This window comes from Tsuneonella sp. CC-YZS046 (assembly GCF_035581365.1).
In the GTDB taxonomy this organism is placed as follows: domain Bacteria; phylum Pseudomonadota; class Alphaproteobacteria; order Sphingomonadales; family Sphingomonadaceae; genus JAWKXU01.
Genome location: NZ_CP141590.1, coordinates 2,335,490 through 2,355,539, shown reverse-complemented (window position 1 = coordinate 2,355,539; position 20,050 = coordinate 2,335,490). Strand labels below are relative to the sequence as shown.

Genomic DNA, 20,050 nt, shown 5'->3' with positions numbered 1-20,050 from the left:
GGCGCATCAGTTGGACTCCCCGGCGCGGGCAAGCGCAGCGTCCGTCCGGGACATTGCGTTGCGTTCTGGTTGCTGGTTGATCAGGACCGCATTGTCGCGGCCGGATCGGAGGATGATCTCACGCGGCACGCCGTCGACCACCACGGTGTCGCCCCGGACCGTGTAATTGACAGGGCCTTCCACCCCTTCCTCATTGGCGATCAGTATCGCCGGGACGGGACTGCCGTTCGGCCAGGTCAGGAATGTCGCGTCGCCATCGTCGTAGATTCGCGAGGGAACCAGCTTGCGGTTGCCCTTGCTGGTCCAGGAAAAATTGAGGCTGGCCGGGTCCTTGACCGCGTAGGGATCGCTGGCGGCCGTCATCTCGAGATCGTTCGGACCTTCCGCCAGCGCCGACGCCTGCGCTTCCTTCGGGTCCTGCGGATAGGTGAAGCGCAGGACGTAAAGCGGCTTCGAGGAGGGGCTAGCCACCAGATCGAACAGATAGGTGCGGCGGTTGGTCACCACCGTCATATTGGTGGAAGCCTTCGCTTCCAGCGGCTTCACGAACAGCAGGTTGGCCCGCTTGTTGGGCGTGACCTGCCAGGAGGCGGAATCTCCGATCGCGACATTCTCGATCAGTTCGCTCTCGCCGAACACGATGGTCGCCTGGACATTGGTCCGCCCTTCGATCCGCACCACCTGAGCCGGATCGTAGACCCGCTCGACAAGGCGCTGGTCCCCAGCGAAGGCGGGCTGGGCGGCAAGGGTCAAGGCAAGCGCCAGGGGCGCGATTGCGCGGATCATCGGGATTTCTCCGTAAAGCGGGCAGGCGTGGCGCGGAAGCGGCTGCCGACCCCGCGCGCGCGTGAAGGGGAGGATGAGGATGCCGCGGAAACCGGCGCTTCGCCGATGCCGCGCGAATCGAAGCGGATTTCGCGACGGATGCCGCCAGGCCCGGCATCGTTTGCCGGGGCCGAAGCCGGCACCCCGGATATGGCGATGCTGCGAGCCGTTGCCGCGGCGGGCGAACTCGCCGCCGGGGCGGGGGCAAGCGCGGCCGGGCGGGCGGGGACGGATGCCGGGCGCGCTTCGGTGCGGCCATCGTCGCTGGCCTTTCCGGCCAGACCGAATATCCGCCATCCGGCCACCATGGTTCCGGCCGTGCGCATCACCAGCACCATCAGCGCGACATGGACGGCGCCGACCAGGAAGAAGGCCATGGCCGCGCGCGGGTTTATCTTCCCGTCGAGGTCGACGAGGCTGGCGATCACCGGCACCGCCAGTTCGAGCATCAGGCTGCCCGCCAGCACCGCGAACAGCGGGGCAAGCGCCAGCATCGCCACGGCGCGAAGCCAGCCCACGAACAGCCCGCGCGTGCCCTGGAACAAGGCCAGGATGACGAAGGCTGGGCCGACGGCGATGAGCACGGCAAGCGCGATCCGCGATGTGACCAGCACGCCCACGGTGCCGAGCAGGAACAGCATCGCCCCCAGCCACAGCAGATTGGGCGGAGAGAACGTGCCTGCACTGGCCTCGGCCTGACCCTCGGTCGCTTCCGCGATCGCGGCGAACACGATGTCGATCTTGTCGGCGAACAGCGTCGTCGCCGATCCCTGGCTTCCGGCAATGATGGACGCGATCTGGTCCGGCGCGCCGGTGGCGAGATTCCAGACGACGCTTTGATAGGCGACCCAACTCGTGGCGAAGGTGAGGACAAGGCCCAGCGTCATCATGCGCGGGGTCAGCGCGCTCACGCCGAGGCGGCTGCGGCCGGTCAGCAGCGAAATCGCGAAAAAGGCGACATAAAGCGTCAGCAGGATGGTGAGGGCGGGCACCAGCGCCCCGCCGGAGCCGAACAGCCTGCCGAAGGCGGTTTGCGTCATTTCACCGGCAACGCAATCCACCCCGCGCAGCGCGGCGGCGACGCCGTTGCCGACTTCGGCCCGGGCTATGTCGCAGGCCGCGCTCATTCGGCGGCCGCCCATGCGGGAAAGCCGGCGTCGCCATCCGCTTCGCCGCCCGGCCAGGGATGGCCGGTCAGTGTCGGATACCAGGCGGCCGGCTCATCGCCCACCGCTTCGCGCAGCAGGTCGAGGCGGCGCACCGCGCTTTCGCGGCCCGACAGGATCGTCAGCACTTCGGGCGCGCCGGACAGGTCGAGCCGCACCACCACGGATGCGTCCGGCTGGCGCACCAGGAAGCAGCGGCTGTGCGTGGGCAGGGTGCGGATCAGTTCCAGCTCATGCAGGGTGAGGCCGAACCCTTCGCAATAATCCTCCGACCGGGCGCGGGCATTGGGCATGAACACCATGGTCGCGGTCTGTTCGACCAGCGCCGTGGAAATGCGGCTGTCGAGCGCATCGCGCGCGCTCTGGGTCGCGAACCCGACCAGCGCGTTGCGCTTGCGCAAGGTTTTCAGCCAGTCCCGGATGCGGGCGGCGAAGACCTCGTCATCCAGCGCCTTCCAGCCTTCGTCGATCAGGATCATGGTGGGATGGCCGTCCAGCCGCTCGTCGATGCGATGGAACAGATACATCATCACCGGAGTGCGCAGGCGCGGCGCTTCCAGCAGTGCGGTCATGTCGAAGCCGAGCACGCGATGCGACAGATCGAGCCGGTCCACCGCATTGTCGAACAGCCAGCCATGCTCGCCGCCTTCGATCCACGGGGACAGGCGATCCGCGAGATCGCCGGGTTGCGGGCGGCGGGCGCCGGCCAGCAATTCGCGGAAATGGCGCAGGCGGCGCAGCGAACCGTCGTGGGAATAGGCCGCATCCACCGCATGGGAAATGGTGGCCAGTTCCTCAGGCCCCTCGGCCTTCAGCAGCACGCCCAGCCAGTCGCGCAGGAACGCCCGGCTGGCGGGGCTGTCGGGCAGGGCAAGCGGGTTGAAGCCGGTGGGATGCCCCGCCGCGATCCGGTCATACCGGCCGCCGATGCCGCGAATGAACAGTTCCGCGCCGCGGTCCTTGTCGAACAGGATCGTGCGGGGATTGAATTTCTGCGCCTGTGCGGCGAGGAAATTCATCACCACGGTCTTGCCCGATCCGGACGGCCCGATCACCGAGAAATTGCCGAGATCGCCGTGGTGGAAATTGAAGAAGAAGGGCGTCGCGCTGGTCGTTTCCAGCAAGGTCACGGCATCGCCCCAGTGATTGCCGCCGGCCTGCCCCAGGGCGAAGCCGTGCAGCGAGCAGAAGCTGGCCATGTTGGCGGTGGAGATCATCGCCCGGCGCACCAGATAGGCTTCATTGCCGGGGAACTGGCCCCAGAAGGCCGGTTCCAGATTGGTGTCCTCGCGCACGGCGATGGCCCCGCTGTCGGCCAGGGCGGCGGCGCAGGCGGCGCAGGCATCGTCCAGCCGGGCAAGGTCGCTTTCGCGCACTAGCACGCTCAGGTGATGGTCGCCGAAACCGACCGCGCCGGTGCCGAGCGCGTCGCGCGCGGCCAGCATCTCATGCCGTTCCGCCACCGCTTCCTCGTCTGCGGATCGCAGGCGGCGGATCGCCAGATCCATCCGTTCCCGCGCGGTCTGGCGCTCGGCGGGGGCGAAACTTTCGGTCACGATCAACTCGCACGGCAGGCGCAGTAGCGCATCGAGCAGACCGGGAGGGGTCGCGTCCGGATAGTCCTTGAGCGAGAGCATGGCGGCGAAGTCGGTGCCTTGCCCGCCGCGCAGTTCCATCGCGTCCAGCCCGAAGCTGATCCGGCGGTAGGGCAGCATGTGCCCGATGTCGGTATCTTCCATGGGGCGGCGCACGGGGCGCATCTCGCCATTGTAGAGAGCGCTCAGCAATTCGAGCACTTCGGAGCAGACCATGCCCCCCGCAGCCTCGTAATCGCCCAGCAATTGAGCGCCATAGCTGCCCAGCGAGGCGATCAGGCCGCTTGCCGCCGCGCGCAGCGCGCGCAAATCCTTGGGATCGGCCTCGATTTCCTTTCCGCCCTTGCGCTGCCAGAGTTTCGAGACGCGTTCGGCCAGGCCGGCCTTGCCCTTGGCGGGGCGGCGGACGATGGTGATGAACTGGTCGTTGATGAACAGCGAGCCGCCGGCCAGCCGCTCGCGCCAGCGCTGGTCGATATGCGCCGACAGCGGATCATCGAATTCCGCGTTCAGCTGCACATCCACGCGGCGGCGGATGACATGGTGGTAGAGCACGAAACGCGCGTCCAGCGAGCTGCGCAGCAGGATTTCGCGGGATGCGGTGTGGGCGTTCAGGGCGGAGCTGTCCTCGGTTTCGAACAGCAGGCCGGGAACCTGGATCGCCGCCATCAGCGAGCCGTCGCGCAGCATGACGCAATGCTCGTCCACCAGCCGCGCATAGGGCAGGCGATCGCCCGCGCGGGCTTCCTTGGCGTTCCATGCGGCGGCGCCGATCCATTTGCTCATGCTTGTCGCCCCTTATGCCGCATAGCTGTTGCAGCCCCACTGCTTCCAGTTCCGCACGCGCGGACAGCGGCTGACCTTGGTGATCCAGAGATCGAAGATGCGCGGCTCGCGCAGGCACGCGAAATAGCCGATGCCATGGATCAGCAGCGCCGCCGGCAGGGCCAGGAAGCTGCCCGTGATGAGGAACAGCTCCGTGGTCAGCGCCGCGTTGATGACGAAATAGCTGTATGTCACTCCGGCAAACATCTGCGGCCGGGTCAGGGCGCGATGGACCGGATAGCGGACGAGTTCCATGATTCCGCGCAGCCCCGCCTTCAGCCCACCGCCGCGGCGGACTGGATGCCCGAAACGATCGAGGCCGCGCCGAACAGGATGAAGCAGCCCACGATCACCGTTGCGCCGAAGCGCCAGTTGAGCCGCCCGGTCAGCATCAGGAAGCCGACGGCGGCCACGGCCATCACGGCGACGGCGGTGGCGACATTGCCCAGCAGGGTTCCCTGAAGCCAGGCCAGCGCGGCCACGATCGGGCCGGAGCCTTGCGGATTGGCCGCCTGCGCATGGGCGGCGGCCGGCATGGCCAGGGCGGGAACGGCAGCAAGAAGGCGAAGGGCACGCATGGTCTATCTCCGGGAATGGTCGGACAGACGGCCGAATATGGCCGTGACATAATGTTGGGTTTCGCGGATGCGCGGGATGCCGTTGGCGGCGATCACGCGGCCGGGCCCGGCATTGTAGGCGGCCAGGGCCTTCTCCACGTCGCCGTCGAATCGGTCAAGCTGCGCGCGCAGGTAACGCGCGCCCCCTTCCAGGTTGGCATAGGGGTCGGACGGATCGACGCCCAGTTCGCGGGCCGTGCCGGGCATCAGCTGGGCAAGGCCCCTTGCCCCGGCGGGCGAAACGGCGTTCGCGCGCCAGCGGCTTTCCTGCCAGACCAGCGCTTCGATGAGGGCAGGGCTGAGGTCGAAGCGGGCCGACAGTTCCCGCACTTTCTCGGCATAGGCGGGCGGGATCGCGAGGCGGGGCGTGCCGCTGTCGGCCAGGGCCGTGGGCAATTCGATTTCCGCTGCATCGGGGGCGGCCCCGGCATCGGATGGTTCGGCAAGCTGGCCGCCGCCCGCGATCCAGCGGTGGCCGCCATAGCTTACTTCAAGCACATCGGCCCGGGCGGCAGGGGCTGTTCCAAGCCCAGCCGCCACGGCGGCGATGGCACCACAGCCTACCCCGAGAATCGTCAAACGCGTCATCAGCGCCTGATGGGCACTTCTCGTGACAGGTCTGTTACAAAACGCCCGATAAAATTGCGCCTCGGACGGGCAATGCCGGGCGCGCCCGATCCAAGGCTTTATAGTATGGGGCTATTGGCGGGATCGGGCGCCGGATAAAGGGCGCCCGGAAACCCCGGCGTTCAGCGTGCCGCCAGCCGATCGCTCCGCTTCAGCTCGGCCAGCGCCATCCGCGCGGCGACGCGCGAATCCACCCAGCGCCCGTCAGCCAGCTCAAGCTCGTATTGCCGGTCGCTGAGGATCGCGGCCTTGAACATGGCTTCGGCCTGCGCGGTCCGGCCCTGGGCGGCATGGGCGGCGCCCAGATTGATGAGCCGGGCGGGATCGCGCGCATCCAGCGAGCGGTTGGCTTCGATCCGCGCTTCGGCCGCCGCGGGCATTCCCGCGGCCAGTTCCGAATAGGCCACATCGACCTCGGCCGGTTCGGCAGGCTGATGGGTCGCCGCCACGATCGGGGCCTGTGCCAGGATGGCGGAAGCCAGAACAGCAAATCCAGTCATCATCACTCTCCATAATCATTGCTTGCCCGTGGAGAATGATCGCTCTCGCGCCTCATCGCAATAAAAATGAAATATTGTCATAAAAACGAAACAAACAGCATTTCAGCCCATCGACTCGAATTTATGCCGGGCTGCGGCGAGAGACGGTGAGGAGAGGCAATAATGTCATAATCGTCATTAATATGCCTTTTATAAGCCGCTGACCAAATTGACGTATTTTGAAAAGAAACTGTCACGTCCGGAGACTAGCCGAAGCCCCGCGATAGTGTTCGCATCCGATTCTACGGTTTTTCAGGGGACCACCCATCGTGACAAAATTCCATCGCCCGCTTGTTCTGTGCTGCAGCGTGCTCGCCCTTAGTGCGTGCGGAGCAGACGAAATCGCTTCGCCCGGCTCGGGCGGTGACATCATCATCAACAATCCGACGCCGACGCCTTCGCCCGCGCCCAGCCCGACCGGCGGAGCTTCGCCGGTAACCGCGGCTGCCAGCTGCCCGACCATCTCCGATGGCCTGACCGACAGCGGCGTGCTGAACGTCCCGGGTGGCACGGTGCGGGTCTGCACCCTTCCGCGCCGTTTCACCGCCTCCACCACGCTTCCCTATATCTCCGGCGTGGCCTACCGCATGAACGGCCGCGTGGACGTGGGCACCGACGGCGGCCCGACCGCTTCGGCCAACGACACCAATGTCACGCTGACGATCGAGCCCGGCGTGGTGGTCTATGCCGGCACCGGCCTGTCCTATCTGGTCGTGAACCGCGCCAACAAGATCAATGCGGTCGGCACCGCCACCCAGCCGGTCATCTTCACCAGCGAACAGAACGTCCTCGGCAACGCCACGGACGACAGCTCGCAGCAGTGGGGCGGCGTGGTTCTGCTTGGCCGCGCGCCGATCACCGATTGCGCCGCAGGCGGCGCGACTCCGGGCACCGTGGATTGCGAGCGCGATACCGAAGGTTCGCCCGATCCGGCTCTGTACGGCGGCGCCACGCCGACCGACAGCAGCGGCAAGCTGCAATATGTCCAGATCCGCTATTCCGGCTTCGTCCTTTCGGCCAACTCGGAATTGCAGTCGCTCACCACGGGCGGCACCGGCAGCGGCACCGAACTCAGCCACATCATGAGCTTCAACAGCTCCGACGACGCGTTCGAGTTCTTCGGCGGCGTGGTCAACGCGAAATATCTTGTCGCCGTCGGCGCCGAGGACGATGTTCTCGACACCGATACCGGTGTGCAGGCCCAGTTCCAGTATGTCCTGTCCATCCAGCGCGAAGGCCAGGGCGACTCGATGATCGAGGCCGATACCAACAATTCCAGCACCGGCCACACGCCGCGTCAGGACACGGTGGTCTCCAACGCCACCTTCATCCAGCGCAGCACCGCAGGCTCCAACAATGCCGCCATGCTCATCCGCGGCGGCGCGGACTACAAGCTGCTCAACACGGTGGTTCACAGCCCCAACCGCAGCTGCTTGCGTCTGAGCCTGGCTGACACGATCCAGCAGACCGGCACCGACGAGAATGGCCCGCCGGAATTCCGCTCGGTGGTCATGCAGTGCGCCAGCCCGGCCTTCCTGGGCACGGATGGCGTAACCGAGGCTGATGTGCAGAGCATCTTCAACGCCGGCACCAACAACAATGCCAATTTCACCACAACGCTTGCTTCGGGCTTCATCAACGGCTCGAACGAGAGTGCGGTGACCCCCTTCAACGCTAGCACGATCTCGAGCTTCTTCGACAACACCAGCTATATCGGCGCTGTCCGCGACAGCTCCGACACCTGGTACACCGGCTGGACCTGCAACAGCGCCGCCGCGAACCTCGGTGCAAGCAACAAGGCCTGCACCACCTCGCCGGTCACCTGACGGGCCGCTTCGAATGACGGGGGCGGCTGCACGGGTGGCCGCCCCCTCTTTCGCATTTGAATTACCGGGGGTTACTATGATTACGCCGTCTTGGCTGAGCCGCACGCTGCTCCTTACCACCGCGCTGGTCGCGCCGGGTTTCGCCTTCGCCCAGGATTCGGGCACCGCGATGCCGCCGCAGCCAACCGAGGAAACGGCTGTTCCTGCAGACGATCCCGCGCAAGACGCCGCCGAGGAACGCGCGGCCAGAGGTCCGGACATCTCGGTGCCCGGCGAGATCCTGGTTACCGGCCGCCGCACCCAGAATGTGACGCGCAGCGCGGATCAGGTGGTCTCGGTGCTTTCGACCGAGGACATCGCGCGCACCGGCGAAGGCGACATCGCCGGCGCCCTCGGCCGCGTGACCGGCCTTTCCGTGGTTGGCAGCGGCTTCGTCTATGTCCGCGGCTTGGGCGACCGTTATTCGCTGGCGCTGCTGAACGGTCTTCCGCTTCCCAGCCCGGAACCCCTGCGCCGCGTCGTTCCGCTCGATCTTTTCCCCACCAACGTCGTGGCTTCGTCACTGGTGCAGAAGAGCTATTCGGCCAATTTCCCGGGTGAGTTCGGCGGCGGCGTGATCAATCTCACCACCATCGCGGTGCCGGATGAATCCTTCCTTTCGGTGGGCGGCGGCATCTCCGCCGACAGCGAAACCACCGGCAAGCTCGGCTATACCCATTACGGTTCCGGCTCGGACTGGACCGGCTACGGCAATGGCGTCCGCAACATTCCGGGCGCGTTGAAGGACTATTTCTCGGGCGGCCTGCGCATCGGTGACCCGAACGTCAATTCGGCCGCGATCACCGGCGCGCTGGTCAAGCCCAGCCTGGCCGTTGTCCAGCGCAACAACGATATTCCCGCCAATTTCTCCGGCTCGATCACGGGCGGGACCGCCTTCGACGCCGGGGACGCGCGGGTCGGCGTGGTCGCCACCCTGTCCTACAGCAATGAATGGGATACGCGCGACACGATCCAGCAATCCTCGCTGGTTGCCGACCTGACCGTGCTGGATGGCGATTACCGCTCCGTCAACACCGACAACAAGATCACGCTCAACGGCTTGCTCGGCATCGGCGTGGAGCTTGGCGACCACAAGCTGCGCTGGACCAACCTCTATATTCACGACACCCTCAAGCAGACCCGCTTCGCTTCGGGCCGGGATGTCGATTCGGGCTTCGACCGGATCATTCAGGATACGGCATGGTTCGAGCGGCAGCTGTTCGACAGCCAGGTGGTCGGGGAACTGCGCTTCGGCGAATTCGGGATCGACCTGCGCGGCGGCTATGCCAAGAGCAAGCGCGAGGCGCCGTTCGAAACCAACTTCAACTATGTGCGCACCAACAACCCCAATAGCCCCTATGGCGGAGTCTATCTCAACCTGCTCAACAACGGGCAGACCGGCGCGGCTTCCGTCGCCTTTTCCGATCTGGACGAGGATCTGTGGTATGGCGGCGCCGATATCAGCTATCTGGTGGCTCCGCGCCTGAGCCTGACGGCGGGTTACGCCTATACCGACACCCATCGCGAATCCTCGCGCCGCGAATTCCTGATTATCGCGCCCACCACCATGCCGACCTATGTCGGCCTGTGGCGGCCGGACCTGCTGGTGCGGCCCTTCACGGTCGAGAATTTCGGCATCGACGTGATCGAATCGACCCAGGCCACTCCGGCCTTCGAGGCCGATCTGGAAATCCACGCCGGATACATCAAGGCAAACTGGGAGCCGATCGATTCGGTCAGCCTGGATATCGGCGTTCGCTACGAGGATGCGAAGCAGACCGTCAGCCCGATCCAGGTGTTCGCCGATGCGATCACTTCGGACGCCAGCACCGCGCTCGCGAATGACTACTGGCTGCCCGCCGCGACGCTGACCTGGGAAGTCAGCCCGCAGCTGCAGTTGCGCTTCAACGCATCCAAGACGATTGCCCGCCCGCAATTCCGCGAGTTGATCTTCCAGCTCTATTTCGATCCGGAATCCAACCGCTCCTATCGCGGCAATCCGTATCTGGTGGACAGCGAACTGAAGAACGCCGAAGCCCGGATCGAATATTATCCGGGCCGCGACGAGCGCATCTCGCTGGCCGGCTTCTACAAGGATATCAAGAACCCGATCGAAACCTTCGTCTCGTTCGGCGACAATGAATCGCGCGGCGGCTTCGCCAACGCCCCGAAGGCAAGGCTCTATGGCGCCGAGCTGGAAGTGCAGAAATATATCGATCTTTCCGATCAGGGGGGATTGTTCTCGACCAGGCGTCTGGTGGCGATCGCCAACTACACCTACACCAAGTCGGAGCTGAAGATCGGGGCGGACGACCTGGTCCGCGTCTATCCTTCGGAACCGCGCCCGGCCAGCAACTTCTTCCAGGATGGCGCCCCGCTGACCGGCCAGTCCGATCACATCGCCAATCTCCAGTTCGGCCTGGAAGACACCGACTCGCTCTCGCAGCAGACGATCCTCGTCAGCTATGCCAGCAAGCGTGTCGTGGGCCGTGGCGACGGCAATCTGCCCGATGTGATCGAAAAGCCCGGCATCACGGTGGACTTCGTGGCTCGCCAGGGGATCAAGCTGTTCGGGATCGGCACCGAATGGAAGTTCGAGGCCCGCAACATCTTCAACCAGCGGCATGAAGAATATCAATCGACGGGCGAGACGCGGATCGACGTGAACAGCTACGATATCGGCCGCAAGTTCTCGCTGTCCGCGTCGGCGAAGTTCTAGATACTCTCCCTCCCGGCATCGCCCCGCGCGGTGCCGGGATGTATGGCTGACGAATGCGGCAAGACGAACGGCCCGGGCGGAAATCCGCCGGGCCGTGTTTTGTTTCATCAGGCAGTTTCAGATCGGAAGGCCGCCCGGGGCGGCGTCAGGGGGGATTACCGCCCGTGGCGGTATCAGGGCAGGTCCAGCACGTAGCCCTTGCCGTGAACGGTGCGCAGCGGATTGCCCACGCCCGCTTCCTTCAGGCTGCGCCGCAGCCGCTTCACCCACACGTCCACCGTGCGCTCGTCCGCCACCTGGTCCAGCTTGCCCAGCCCCTCAATCACTTCCCTGCGGGTGAGCAGCTGGTTCGGGCGTTCCGCGAAGAAACGCAGCAGGCGGAACTGGTTGGAGCGCAGATCGATCGATTTGCCTCTCCAGCGCGCCAGGAAGCTGGCCGTATCGAGGCTCAACTCGCCGAGCGTGACGATCGCCGCGCTGTGGCGGTTCGGCTGCCCGGCATGGAGCGCAAGGATGTGATCCAGGATCGCGGTCCGGTCCACCGGGCCGATCATGTAATTGTCGGCGCCGGCATCCAGCGCGCGGCGGCGGTCCTCGGTATCGTCGCGGTCCAGCACCATGGTGATATGCGCGCCCCTGGTGGCGGGGTTGGCCCGCAGCCGCCGGCACATCTCGAGGCCGGAAATATCGGGCATGACCCAGTCCACGAAGGCCAGCATGGTTCCGTCGATCAATTGCCGTGGGCCGTCGCTTCCCATCGAAGCGAAGGATACGCGGAGATCATCGTGCTCGAACTCGTTGAGAGAGTCTCCCAACGAGTTGGTAAGGAAGACGTTTATGGCTCGCATTCCTGATCTGTTTCCCCTGCTGGGAGAACCAGATGCAGCCGCGACATGACGGGTTTATGACTCCTAACAGACAAAAACCGCGTGCCGGCGCAAAGCGAAGGATACCCGGTGATAAACACCCGGCCCCGCCATGCGCCGGCAATGGTTTCCCGCCCGGTCGGGCGCGAGCCTGCCGGTTCAGCCTGGCCGGTTCAGGCAGCCACGAAATCGAAGATCGTTTCCTCGGTGGCCAGGAAGGCGCTCAGCTTCGGGGAATCGCAGAATTGCTCCTCATCCTCCTGGAACAGCTTGCTGGCCGCCTGGCCTTCGGGCGAGGAAAGCGCGGCTTCCATGGCCTCCTTGCTTTCCCACCAGACTTCCGTGATCCCGTCGGGAGCGGGCTTCCAGCCGCGCCCGCGGGCGAATTCCTCTATATCCGGGGACGGTATCTTGTGGCTCTGGATGTAACGCAGGAAGCCCATCGCCTTGGCATGCTTCTTCACCAGATTGCCGTGCTCCACCAGCCAGCGCTCGCGGAATTGCTCGTCGGTCATTCCCGGCTTCTTCCAGACTTCCACCACCATCTTGATCATCGTTCATTCTCCCAGTGCCATGTCTAGGTCGGCCTTGCCGCCACGATAGTCGATTTCACCTTTCGGTCAAAAAACCATTGCAGTCATGCCGTAATCGGGCCGTGGCGAGGGGGCGGGCCGTTTCCTCCGCCTCGCAGGTTCCGGTTGACGCAGGCCGGTGATTATCGCAGGTAATGCTGACCATTTGGTGTGCAATCTGCATGGGATTTATTCGCCTGTCCAGCGCGCTATACCAATGTCGGATCACAATATTCCAGGGAGCAGGATGACGCATGGCGAAGGTTGAAGAGGTTCCGGTACTGATCGCGGGCGGCGGCCCGGTGGGCATGACGCTGGCCCTGAATCTGGCCCGCTACGGCATTCGCTCGATGCTGGTGGAGCGTAATCCGGAAACCACCCGCCATCCGAAGATGGACCTCACCAACGGCCGCAGCATGGAGCTGTTCCACCGGCTCGGCATCGACGAGAAGCTGCGCGATGCGGGCGTGCCGCGCGAGAATGCCTTCGATATCCTGTGGATCACCAATATGGTCGGCCACGACCTGCATCGGTTCCATTATCCTTCCGCCGCGGAGAAGACCCGCATCATCCGCGAGGAGAATGACGGCAGCCATGGCGCGCAAGCGCCGCTGCGGGTCAGCCAGATCCAGATCGAGCCGGTGCTGAAGGCGGCCATCGACGAAAATCCGCTGGTCGATGTGCGCTTCAACCACCGCTTCGAGGGCTTCGTTGAAAACGGGGCGGACGGCGTGATCGCCCAGATCGTGCATTCGGATACGGAAGAAGTCACCGAAGTGCGCTCCCGCTTTGTCGCCGGATGCGATGGCGGCGGCAGCCGGGTTCGCCGCCGCCTCGGCATCGAGCTGGAGGGCGAGGAGAATGTCGCCGGCGCCTATATGGTCCATTTCCGGACCGACGACCGCGCGCTGCTGCAGCGCTGGGGGCCGATCTATCACCTCCAGAACGGGGGCGGCACGATCATCGCCCAGAATGATCGCGACATCTACACGCTGCAGGCTTGGCTTCTGCCGGGAATGGACCCCGACCAGATGACGCCGGAAGGCGTGCTGGAAGGCTGGGTCGGCACGCATTTCGATTACGAGATCCTGCAGGCCAATCCCTGGTTCGCGCATTTCGTGGTGGCCGAGAAATACCGCGAGAACAGCACGTTGCTGGCGGGCGACAGCGCCCACCAGTTCATCCCGACCGGCGGCTACGGGATGAACTCCGGCATTGCCGATTCCGCGGCGCTGTCCTGGGTGCTGGCCGCGCGCATCCTGGGCTGGGGCGGTGAGAGATTGCTCGACGCCTACGATCTGGAACGCAGGCCGACGGCGTGGTGGCACCTCGAGGCGTCGCGCCGTCATATGGGCGTGCGCATCCAGATCAGCCAGATCTATGCGAAAGCCGGCGATCTCCTCGGCGACGGCCCTGAGGCGGATGCCCGGCGCGCCGAAGTGGCGCGCAAGATCCGGGAACTCGGCAATGCCGAGAATGAAAGCTGGGGCGTCGAATATGGCTACCGCTACGATCAGTCTCCGGTGATCGCGCATGAGCCGAATGCGCCTGAGATCGACCCGCTTACCTATGCGCCCACCACTTGGCCGGGATCGCGCCTGCCGCATGTGTTCCTGAAGGATGGAACGGCGCTGTTCGACAAGCTGGGCCTGTTCTTCACGCTGGTGGTTGTCGATGATGCCGATACGGCGCCGCTTGAGCGCGCGGCGAGCGATCTGGGCATCCCTCTGGACGTGTTGAAGCTCCGCCAGCCCGAGTTGAGTGCCATTTACGAGCGCAATTTGCTGCTGGTGCGGCCGGACCAGCATGTCGCCTGGCGCGGGGACGAATTGCCCGCCGATCCCAAGGCTCTGCTGGAACTGGTGGTCGGCCGCTGAGGCTATGCCCCCCGGATGCGGACACTCCCGCATCCGAGGGGGCGAGCTTGATCTACGCGGTTTCCCGCGCTTCCACCCGCTTCGCAAGGATCGTGGAAAGCGCCCCGGCCAGCGCTTCGGCGGGTGATCCGACCGGCTGCGAGGACCGCCATCCGACATGCTGGTCGGGCCGGACCAGCAATGCGCCGCCCGGCTCCAGCCCGCTCACCGCATTCCACCGGCCGTCGTCATTGCGCCATTCGCCGCCATTGCCCACGCTGACCAGGCGAATATCGACCTGAGCCGCGCCGGATGCCTGGGAAACCGCGGATTCCCAGGCGTTTGCGGGTCCGTTCACGAAAACCGTGAAGTGATCCAGCCCGGCAAGGTCCAGCGTGGAAACCGTCTCGCCGTCCCGCGTCAGCCAGACATGGGCCATGCGATGCCCCGGCCGCATGGTCGGCGTATGCAGATCGCCCAGCGCGCCGCGCGGGGGCGCTTCGGTTCCGTCCGGTATGACTGCGCCATCGGCATAATAGAAGCCGATCTCGATGTCGTGGGCCTGGAATTCCGCCCGCTGGGTCTGGATCACCTCGTTCACCATCTGGCGGCGCGCCGCGCCCAGCGGCGTATCGGAAAACAGGTTCCGGAAAGCCTCGCGGTTGAATTCGACCGGCGCGCCCGGCATCTGCCCGATCGCGGAATCGATGGTCAGGTGGTTCTGGAACGTGAGCATGGCCCAGTTCACATTGTTGGCGGCGACGGGGCGCCGCTCGGCCTCATAGCTGTCCAGCAGGTCCTCGCCCGCCTTGCCGGTCAGGACGGCGGCCAGCTTCCATGCGAGATTATGGGCATCCTGAACCGCGGTATTGAGGCCGAGGCCGGTGGTGGGCGGGTGGCGATGCGCGGCGTCGCCTGCAAGGAAGATGCGGCCGCGCCGGTATTCGCGCGCCAGAACGCCCTGCACCTTCCAGTTGTTCATGCGGATGATCCGCGGCTCGAGGTGGGGCAGGCGCAGGAGTTCCCGCAGCCGGGGTACCACCGACGCCTCATCGAACTGGGCGGGATCGTCGGGCTGGAAGGCGAAGTGGAACAGCCATTCCTCGCTGTTGCGCCCGAAGTTTTCGGGGCCGAGCGCGACCATCACACCGCTGCCCCAGGAGCCGCCCTTTTCGGGATTGGTGAACCAGCGGATCATGACGGAATCATCGTCGATATATTCGCTGAGGTCCGCCGCGAACCAGCAGGTGACCATGTCGAACAGGCGATCGATCCCATCCATTTCGATGCCGAGCGTCGGGCCGACCAGGCGCCCGCCATCGGCCGCGATCATGTATTTCGCCCGCACCTGATAGGTTTCGCCCGTGCCGCGATTCTCGATGGTCGCAGTGACGCCATCGGCATCCTGCTCGAAGCTCTTGAACTCCTCATGGAAATTGATGGTGATGCCGGGATATTTTCTGGTCTGTTCCAGCAGCAGCGGCTCGACATACATCTGCGCGAAATTGGCCGCGCGGGTCGGGCTGTCCGCCTCATAGGCTTCGCGCAGCGAGCAGCCGCCGAATGCATCGATGATCCCGATCCGCTTGCGGTCCAGCTCTCCATCGCCGCCGAGGGTGGTGTACCAGCCCACCCGCGCCATGTTCTCGGCCGGGGTGCTGCGGCTGTAGATATGCTCGGCCAGGCCTTCCTCGCGCAGGATTTCCATGGTGCGCTGGTTGAGATAATGCGCTTTGGGAGCGGGCGAGGTGGCGGGATGCCGTTCCACGACCCAGCTGTCGATCCCCAACCGGCCCAGAAAGATTGCCGAAGACAGTCCGCAGCCGGCGCCGCCAACGATCAGAACCGGGGTTTCGATCAGTTTCATCGATATGAAGTCCTCTGCCTGAAGGCGCCGCTCTTGTTTTCGCGGCATGCCGGAATATGCGATTCTTTGCTTGCACTCTTTGTCATGCTGACCAATCAGTCAAATTTCAAAGGTGCCGCTTAAACGGCATTAACGGCTTTGCCCCGGCAAGGCAAAAACTACGGAGAAAAGGGATAGCTATGAAAGGTCTGCAGGGAAAATCCATCATCGTGACCGGCGGCGGCAGCGGGATCGGCGAGGCGGCCGCTCTTCTTCTCGGCGAGGCGGGTTGCAAGGTCACGATCGCCGATCTCGATGGCGGGAAGGCGAGGAATGTCGCCGACCAGATCGTCCAGCGCGGAGGCACGGCCAGCGCGGTCGAGGCCGACGTGTCGGACGAGGCTTCGGTGATCGCGATGGTCGATCACGCCATTTCGCAATTCGGCGGGCTTGACGGGGCGTGCAATGCCGCAGGCGTGCCGCAGCGCGGGAAGCTGCTGCACGAGGTCGATCTGGAGGAATGGGATCTCTGCCACGGGGTCAATCTGCGCGGACTGTTCCTGTGCAACAAATATCAGATCAAGGCGATGCTGGCGAAGGGCGGGGCAATCGTGAACATTGCCTCCACCGCGGCGATGGTCGGCTTCCCGAACGGCGCGGAATATTGCGCCAGCAAGGCAGGGGTGCTGGGGCTGACGCGCGGCAGCGCGATCGACTATGCGACCAGGGGCATCCGGATCAATTCGGTGATGCCGGGCGGCACGCTGACCCCGATGCTGAAGGGGGCAATGGCGAATGATCCCGGCCTGGAACCGGCCCTTGCCGCGGTCCACCCGATGAACCGCTTCGCGCAGCCTGCGGAAATCGCGACGGCGGCGAGGTGGCTGCTGTCGGACGAGGCGAGCTTCACGACCGGCGCGGCCTTCGCCATCGACGGCGGCCATACGGCGATCTGACAGGGCAGGCTGGGCGGGGCCTTGCGGCCTCGCCTGCCTGAAAGCCGCCGGTCAGCGATTGAAGACGGGCTGGATCAGCCGCTCCGCTATCTTCCATTCGTCGCCGCTGCGCACGAGGATATCTTCTATATCCGCCACCGAGGCGACGTCGGGCGTGAGCGTTTCGCTTTCGGTGCGATAGAGCGTGAGCAAGGCGCGCACCCTGACGCGGCCATCGTCGAGCGAATTCACCAGCACATTCGACAGGACATGGCGCGATGTGACCTGGCGCTGCGCCTCGCGCGCGGACATCGCCTGGGCGATCTGTTCCCCGGCAATCGTGCCGGGCTTCGGCGCTCCCGCTCCGAAGGTAAGGGTTCCGTCCGCTGCGAAATAGGCGGCGGCTTCGGAAGCGCGGCCGTTATCGATCAGCCAGAAAGTCCGATACAGCGGCTGGGCGGCGGCGATATGATCCGAGGGGGAAAGCGCGGTCATTGCAGATCCCTCAGCGCAGCTTGACATCTGCGAGGCCGCGCTTGCCGACGTCGGGCCGGCGCTTGAGATCTTCCTCCGGCTCGCCGGATTCGAACCGGCGGAGCAGTTCGTCCGGATCGAACTCGACCCCGATCGGATTTTCCGCGAAGGCTTCCGAATAGAAAAAGGCGGTCGCGTCCTCGATCCTGTCGTAATTGTCGATCTGCAGTTCGATCTGGTTTCCGTCCGGATCGGCATAATACATCGAAGTGGTCGGCCCGTGGTTGATCGGGAAGACCGGCTTGATGCCCTGATCGCGCAGCCGCCGGTAGGTGGCGAGCAGATCGCCCAGATCGGCATAGGTGAAGGCGGCGTGGTGGAAGCCGACCACGCCATCCTTCTGCGCCTCGAGATCGGGCATATTGAGGATGGCGACCCGGTGATGCTCGTCATCGTAGGAAAGGAAGCAGAGGATTTCGTTGCGGAAGGCAGGAGTCGCGTTCAGCACCGTCTGATACCAGTTCACCATCTCGTCGTAATTCGAGGTGCGAAGCACGATATGCGCCAGCTTGGCGGGAGACACCGCCTTGTCGCCCTGGGGGCGTTCGATCGCGTCAGCCTGGGTTTGCGCCATTTCTTCCTCTCAGCAATTCCTGTTTATCGGTCCGGGCAGGCCATAGCATGCCCGTATAGCGGCATGATAAAATATTTGAGCATTTGGTTCAACCAGCTTCCTGGCGTCGCTTCCGCAGGCGATCCGTCGCCTAGGGCGCGTCGATAAAGACCAGCTCATACAGGAAAGCGATGTTGCGCAGGATCTCCGTTTCGGAGAACACGTCGCGCCCGGTCAGCGCCTTGTATTCCGTCGATACGGTGAAGGGCGTCCCGCCCGCGCCGATAATCATGTAGTAAAGCCGCGCCGGATCGCATTGGCGCACGGCGCCTTCCTGCTGGCCAAGCCGGATCAGCCTGCTGACCTTCTCGAAATGCTTGCGCAGGTAATTGTCCACCACCCAGTCCAGCCGCGTGGTGCCCTGATTGCTCTCCATCGTGAGGATGCGATGGATCTGCGGCTGCTTGGACGACATGCGGATGAACTGTTCGATGAAGGTGCGCAGCCCGGCCGCGCCCGTGTCGGAAGCGACCTTGGCAAGATGCTCGTCCATTTCCTCGACATAGGCGTCCAGCGCCGCGCCCATGGTCGCGATCCAGAGCTGGTCCTTCGACTGGAAGTGATACAGCACCAGCGTGTGGGTCACATTGGCCCGGTCCGCCACGGCCCGGGTCGAAGTTCCCTCGAAGCCGAATGCGCCGAAACATTCGAGCGCGGCCTCAAGGATGCGCTTGCGAACATCGCGGCTGCGCTTGGTCGTCCGCCGCGTGCGGCTGACGTCCGCCCGGTGATCCTGGGTGATGGGATGCGCTTCCCTTTCGCCCAGCCGCACCGCGGTGCGGCCGCTGCGACGGCGTTCGGTATCGCGCCCCTTGCGTTGATTTGCCGGTTGCCCCGCTGTCACCATGGGACGGAAACCTGCCTCGCTGCGGTTATCTCTTTCGGTTGCATTGCTTTTCCTTCCCCCTTCACCCGGCATAGCTGCATATACCAGTGCAGTGGGATTGGTAAGCCCGCAAGGGCCGCCGATCCGTCATGCGACCTTGTTTTCAATCGCTCCGATCAGGTCGATCTCGCAACGGACCACATCTCCGGACTGGAGGAATTTCGGCGGCTGCATGGCAACGCCCACGCCCTCGGGTGTCCCCGTCGAAATGATATCGCCGGTTTCCAGGGTGAATGCGGTCGACAGATATTCGATCTGGGCCGCGATCCCGTGGATGAAATCCCGGGTATTGCTGTCCTGCCGCTTTTCTCCGTTGACGAAGCAGCGAACGCCCAGCGCTTCCGGATCGGGAATCTCGTCTGCCGTCACGACCCACGGCCCGATCGGGCCATGGGTGTCGAAGGATTTGCCCATGGTCATGGTGGAGGAATGAAATTGCCAGTCGCGGGCGGAGACGTCGTTCACGATCAGATAGCCGAAAACATGGTCGAAAGCCTTGTCGCGCGATACGGATTTCGCCGGCTTTCCGATCACCAGCCCAAGCTCCACCTCGTAATCGAGCTTTTCCGTCACGCCCGGCTCGATCGGATCGAACGGGCCTGAAACGCAGCTGGTCTGCTTGTTGAACCAGAGCTGGTTGTCCGGAACGGTGATCCCGAGCTGGCGCGCTTCGTCGGCATGCCGCTGATAATTCATGCCGATTGCCAGGAACTTGCGCGGACGAAGCGGCGCGAGCAGGCGGACGGAGGACAAGGATGCGCCTTCGCCGGCCTGCGCCAGCCGCTCCGCTATCTGCTGCAATTGGCCAGGCCCGGCTTCGATCAATTCGATCATGTCGTTGGCGGCGATGCCGAGATCGCGAAGGGCGACGATCCGCTCTCCTTCCACGACGCCCAATTGTGCTCCATTCGCGGCGTCGAAACGTGCGAGCTTCATAGTGCAATCTCCTGCTCGGGAATCCTCGGGGCCGTGCCCGGCCTCTGGTCGTTGGGTGATGAATGTGCTGATCGACACGCAATGGAGCGCGATTCAAGTGAGCGGTCAATCCCCGGGCGCTTCGCTCCCACAGGTCATATGCGTAGATCGCGGATTTTCCGCCACGATTTCGCTGCTTTTTCCTCGGCTTTGCAGGCGGGAGCAGGCCGGAGGCTTTCCTGGAAGGAC

18 protein-coding genes are annotated in these 20,050 nt (G+C 64.5%); 4 read left to right on the top strand and 14 right to left on the bottom strand.

The features are described 5' to 3' along the window. Window positions 1-6: 6 nt before the first annotated feature. The 7 genes from U8326_RS11530 to U8326_RS11500 all read right to left on the bottom strand — a co-directional run bounded on the left by U8326_RS11530 (window position 7) and on the right by U8326_RS11500 (window position 6,158). On the bottom strand, window positions 7-786 hold the full coding sequence (locus U8326_RS11530; protein ID WP_324740443.1) for a TrbG/VirB9 family P-type conjugative transfer protein: 780 nt from the start codon (window positions 784-786) through the stop codon (window positions 7-9). Then, window positions 783-1,952, bottom strand: coding sequence for a type IV secretion system protein (locus tag U8326_RS11525; RefSeq protein ID WP_324740442.1), 1,170 nt, complete (start codon window positions 1,950-1,952; stop codon window positions 783-785). The genes U8326_RS11530 and U8326_RS11525 overlap by 4 nt, the downstream gene beginning before the upstream one ends. After that, window positions 1,949-4,372 carry a VirB4 family type IV secretion/conjugal transfer ATPase gene (locus tag U8326_RS11520; RefSeq protein WP_324740441.1) on the bottom strand — a complete coding sequence of 808 codons (2,424 nt, stop codon included), beginning with the start codon at window positions 4,370-4,372 and terminating at the stop codon, window positions 1,949-1,951. Before U8326_RS11520 ends, U8326_RS11525 begins: the two co-directional genes overlap by 4 nt. Before the next feature lie 12 nt (window positions 4,373-4,384). Further along, entirely contained in the window at window positions 4,385-4,666 is a 282-nt protein-coding gene (locus tag U8326_RS11515; RefSeq protein ID WP_324740440.1) for a VirB3 family type IV secretion system protein, read from the bottom strand. Between the two features lie 20 nt (window positions 4,667-4,686). After that, window positions 4,687-4,989 (bottom strand): TrbC/VirB2 family protein, encoded by a 303-nt coding sequence (locus tag U8326_RS11510; protein WP_324740439.1) that lies wholly within the window; start codon window positions 4,987-4,989, stop codon window positions 4,687-4,689. A 3-nt stretch (window positions 4,990-4,992) separates the two neighbouring features. After that, complete coding sequence (locus U8326_RS11505; protein WP_324740438.1) at window positions 4,993-5,616, bottom strand: lytic transglycosylase domain-containing protein; 624 nt, start codon at window positions 5,614-5,616, stop codon at window positions 4,993-4,995. Between the two features lie 161 nt (window positions 5,617-5,777). Further along, window positions 5,778-6,158, bottom strand: coding sequence for a hypothetical protein (locus tag U8326_RS11500; protein ID WP_324740437.1), 381 nt, complete (start codon window positions 6,156-6,158; stop codon window positions 5,778-5,780). Between the two features lie 305 nt (window positions 6,159-6,463). Here U8326_RS11500 and U8326_RS11495 point away from each other — a divergent pair, with 305 nt between their 5' ends. Both U8326_RS11495 and U8326_RS11490 read left to right on the top strand, forming a co-directional pair. Next, window positions 6,464-8,020, top strand: coding sequence for a hypothetical protein (locus U8326_RS11495; RefSeq protein ID WP_324740436.1), 1,557 nt, complete (start codon window positions 6,464-6,466; stop codon window positions 8,018-8,020). Between the two features lie 76 nt (window positions 8,021-8,096). Continuing rightward, complete coding sequence (locus U8326_RS11490; protein ID WP_324740435.1) at window positions 8,097-10,778, top strand: TonB-dependent receptor domain-containing protein; 2,682 nt, start codon at window positions 8,097-8,099, stop codon at window positions 10,776-10,778. 173 nt (window positions 10,779-10,951) lie between these two features. Here the strand turns inward: U8326_RS11490 and U8326_RS11485 are convergent, their stop codons facing one another. Then, the gene (locus tag U8326_RS11485; RefSeq protein ID WP_324740433.1) at window positions 10,952-11,626 is read right to left on the bottom strand and encodes a response regulator transcription factor; all 675 of its coding nucleotides are present in this window, start codon (window positions 11,624-11,626) and stop codon (window positions 10,952-10,954) included. Window positions 11,627-11,817: 191 nt separating this feature from the next. After that, entirely contained in the window at window positions 11,818-12,198 is a 381-nt protein-coding gene (locus tag U8326_RS11480) for an EthD domain-containing protein (protein WP_324740432.1), read from the bottom strand. 272 nt (window positions 12,199-12,470) lie between these two features. Here U8326_RS11480 and U8326_RS11475 point away from each other — a divergent pair, with 272 nt between their 5' ends. After that, window positions 12,471-14,093, top strand: coding sequence for an FAD-dependent monooxygenase (locus U8326_RS11475; RefSeq protein WP_324740430.1), 1,623 nt, complete (start codon window positions 12,471-12,473; stop codon window positions 14,091-14,093). 52 nt (window positions 14,094-14,145) lie between these two features. Here the strand turns inward: U8326_RS11475 and U8326_RS11470 are convergent, their stop codons facing one another. Further along, entirely contained in the window at window positions 14,146-15,939 is a 1,794-nt protein-coding gene (locus U8326_RS11470; RefSeq protein WP_324740429.1) for an FAD-dependent monooxygenase, read from the bottom strand. 179 nt (window positions 15,940-16,118) lie between these two features. Here U8326_RS11470 and U8326_RS11465 point away from each other — a divergent pair, with 179 nt between their 5' ends. Then, window positions 16,119-16,874, top strand: a complete 756-nt coding sequence (locus U8326_RS11465) for an SDR family NAD(P)-dependent oxidoreductase (RefSeq protein ID WP_324740427.1) — start codon at window positions 16,119-16,121, stop codon at window positions 16,872-16,874. A gap of 51 nt (window positions 16,875-16,925) precedes the next feature. Here the strand turns inward: U8326_RS11465 and U8326_RS11460 are convergent, their stop codons facing one another. The 4 genes from U8326_RS11460 to U8326_RS11445 form a co-directional block, all read right to left on the bottom strand. Then, window positions 16,926-17,348: a nuclear transport factor 2 family protein gene (locus tag U8326_RS11460; protein WP_324740426.1), complete on the bottom strand. Its 423-nt coding sequence runs from the start codon at window positions 17,346-17,348 to the stop codon at window positions 16,926-16,928. 10 nt (window positions 17,349-17,358) lie between these two features. After that, window positions 17,359-17,961: a VOC family protein gene (locus tag U8326_RS11455; protein WP_324740424.1), complete on the bottom strand. Its 603-nt coding sequence runs from the start codon at window positions 17,959-17,961 to the stop codon at window positions 17,359-17,361. Between the two features lie 130 nt (window positions 17,962-18,091). Next, window positions 18,092-18,847: a TetR/AcrR family transcriptional regulator gene (locus U8326_RS11450; protein ID WP_324740422.1), complete on the bottom strand. Its 756-nt coding sequence runs from the start codon at window positions 18,845-18,847 to the stop codon at window positions 18,092-18,094. Window positions 18,848-18,973: 126 nt separating this feature from the next. Continuing rightward, the gene (locus U8326_RS11445; RefSeq protein ID WP_324740421.1) at window positions 18,974-19,822 is read right to left on the bottom strand and encodes a fumarylacetoacetate hydrolase family protein; all 849 of its coding nucleotides are present in this window, start codon (window positions 19,820-19,822) and stop codon (window positions 18,974-18,976) included. Between the last annotated feature and the right edge of the window lie 228 nt (window positions 19,823-20,050).

Excerpts from the sequence above, each read along its gene's own strand:
- U8326_RS11500 (WP_324740437.1), bottom strand. The coding sequence starts at position 6,158 with ATGATGACTGGATTTGCTGTTCTGGCTTCCGCCATCCTGGCACAGGCC.
- U8326_RS11465 (WP_324740427.1), top strand. The coding sequence starts at position 16,119 with ATGAAAGGTCTGCAGGGAAAATCCATCATCGTGACCGGCGGCGGCAGC.
- U8326_RS11445 (WP_324740421.1), bottom strand. The coding sequence starts at position 19,822 with ATGAAGCTCGCACGTTTCGACGCCGCGAATGGAGCACAATTGGGCGTC.
- U8326_RS11460 (WP_324740426.1), bottom strand. The coding sequence starts at position 17,348 with ATGACCGCGCTTTCCCCCTCGGATCATATCGCCGCCGCCCAGCCGCTG.
- U8326_RS11525 (WP_324740442.1), bottom strand. The coding sequence starts at position 1,952 with ATGAGCGCGGCCTGCGACATAGCCCGGGCCGAAGTCGGCAACGGCGTC.
- U8326_RS11505 (WP_324740438.1), bottom strand. The coding sequence starts at position 5,616 with ATGACGCGTTTGACGATTCTCGGGGTAGGCTGTGGTGCCATCGCCGCC.
- U8326_RS11455 (WP_324740424.1), bottom strand. The coding sequence starts at position 17,961 with ATGGCGCAAACCCAGGCTGACGCGATCGAACGCCCCCAGGGCGACAAG.
- U8326_RS11485 (WP_324740433.1), bottom strand. The coding sequence starts at position 11,626 with ATGCGAGCCATAAACGTCTTCCTTACCAACTCGTTGGGAGACTCTCTC.
- U8326_RS11470 (WP_324740429.1), bottom strand. The coding sequence starts at position 15,939 with ATGAAACTGATCGAAACCCCGGTTCTGATCGTTGGCGGCGCCGGCTGC.
- U8326_RS11480 (WP_324740432.1), bottom strand. The coding sequence starts at position 12,198 with ATGATCAAGATGGTGGTGGAAGTCTGGAAGAAGCCGGGAATGACCGAC.
- U8326_RS11520 (WP_324740441.1), bottom strand. The coding sequence starts at position 4,372 with ATGAGCAAATGGATCGGCGCCGCCGCATGGAACGCCAAGGAAGCCCGC.
- U8326_RS11450 (WP_324740422.1), bottom strand. The coding sequence starts at position 18,847 with ATGGTGACAGCGGGGCAACCGGCAAATCAACGCAAGGGGCGCGATACC.
- U8326_RS11475 (WP_324740430.1), top strand. The coding sequence starts at position 12,471 with ATGGCGAAGGTTGAAGAGGTTCCGGTACTGATCGCGGGCGGCGGCCCG.
- U8326_RS11510 (WP_324740439.1), bottom strand. The coding sequence starts at position 4,989 with ATGCGTGCCCTTCGCCTTCTTGCTGCCGTTCCCGCCCTGGCCATGCCG.
- U8326_RS11530 (WP_324740443.1), bottom strand. The coding sequence starts at position 786 with ATGATCCGCGCAATCGCGCCCCTGGCGCTTGCCTTGACCCTTGCCGCC.
- U8326_RS11515 (WP_324740440.1), bottom strand. The coding sequence starts at position 4,666 with ATGGAACTCGTCCGCTATCCGGTCCATCGCGCCCTGACCCGGCCGCAG.
- U8326_RS11490 (WP_324740435.1), top strand. The coding sequence starts at position 8,097 with ATGATTACGCCGTCTTGGCTGAGCCGCACGCTGCTCCTTACCACCGCG.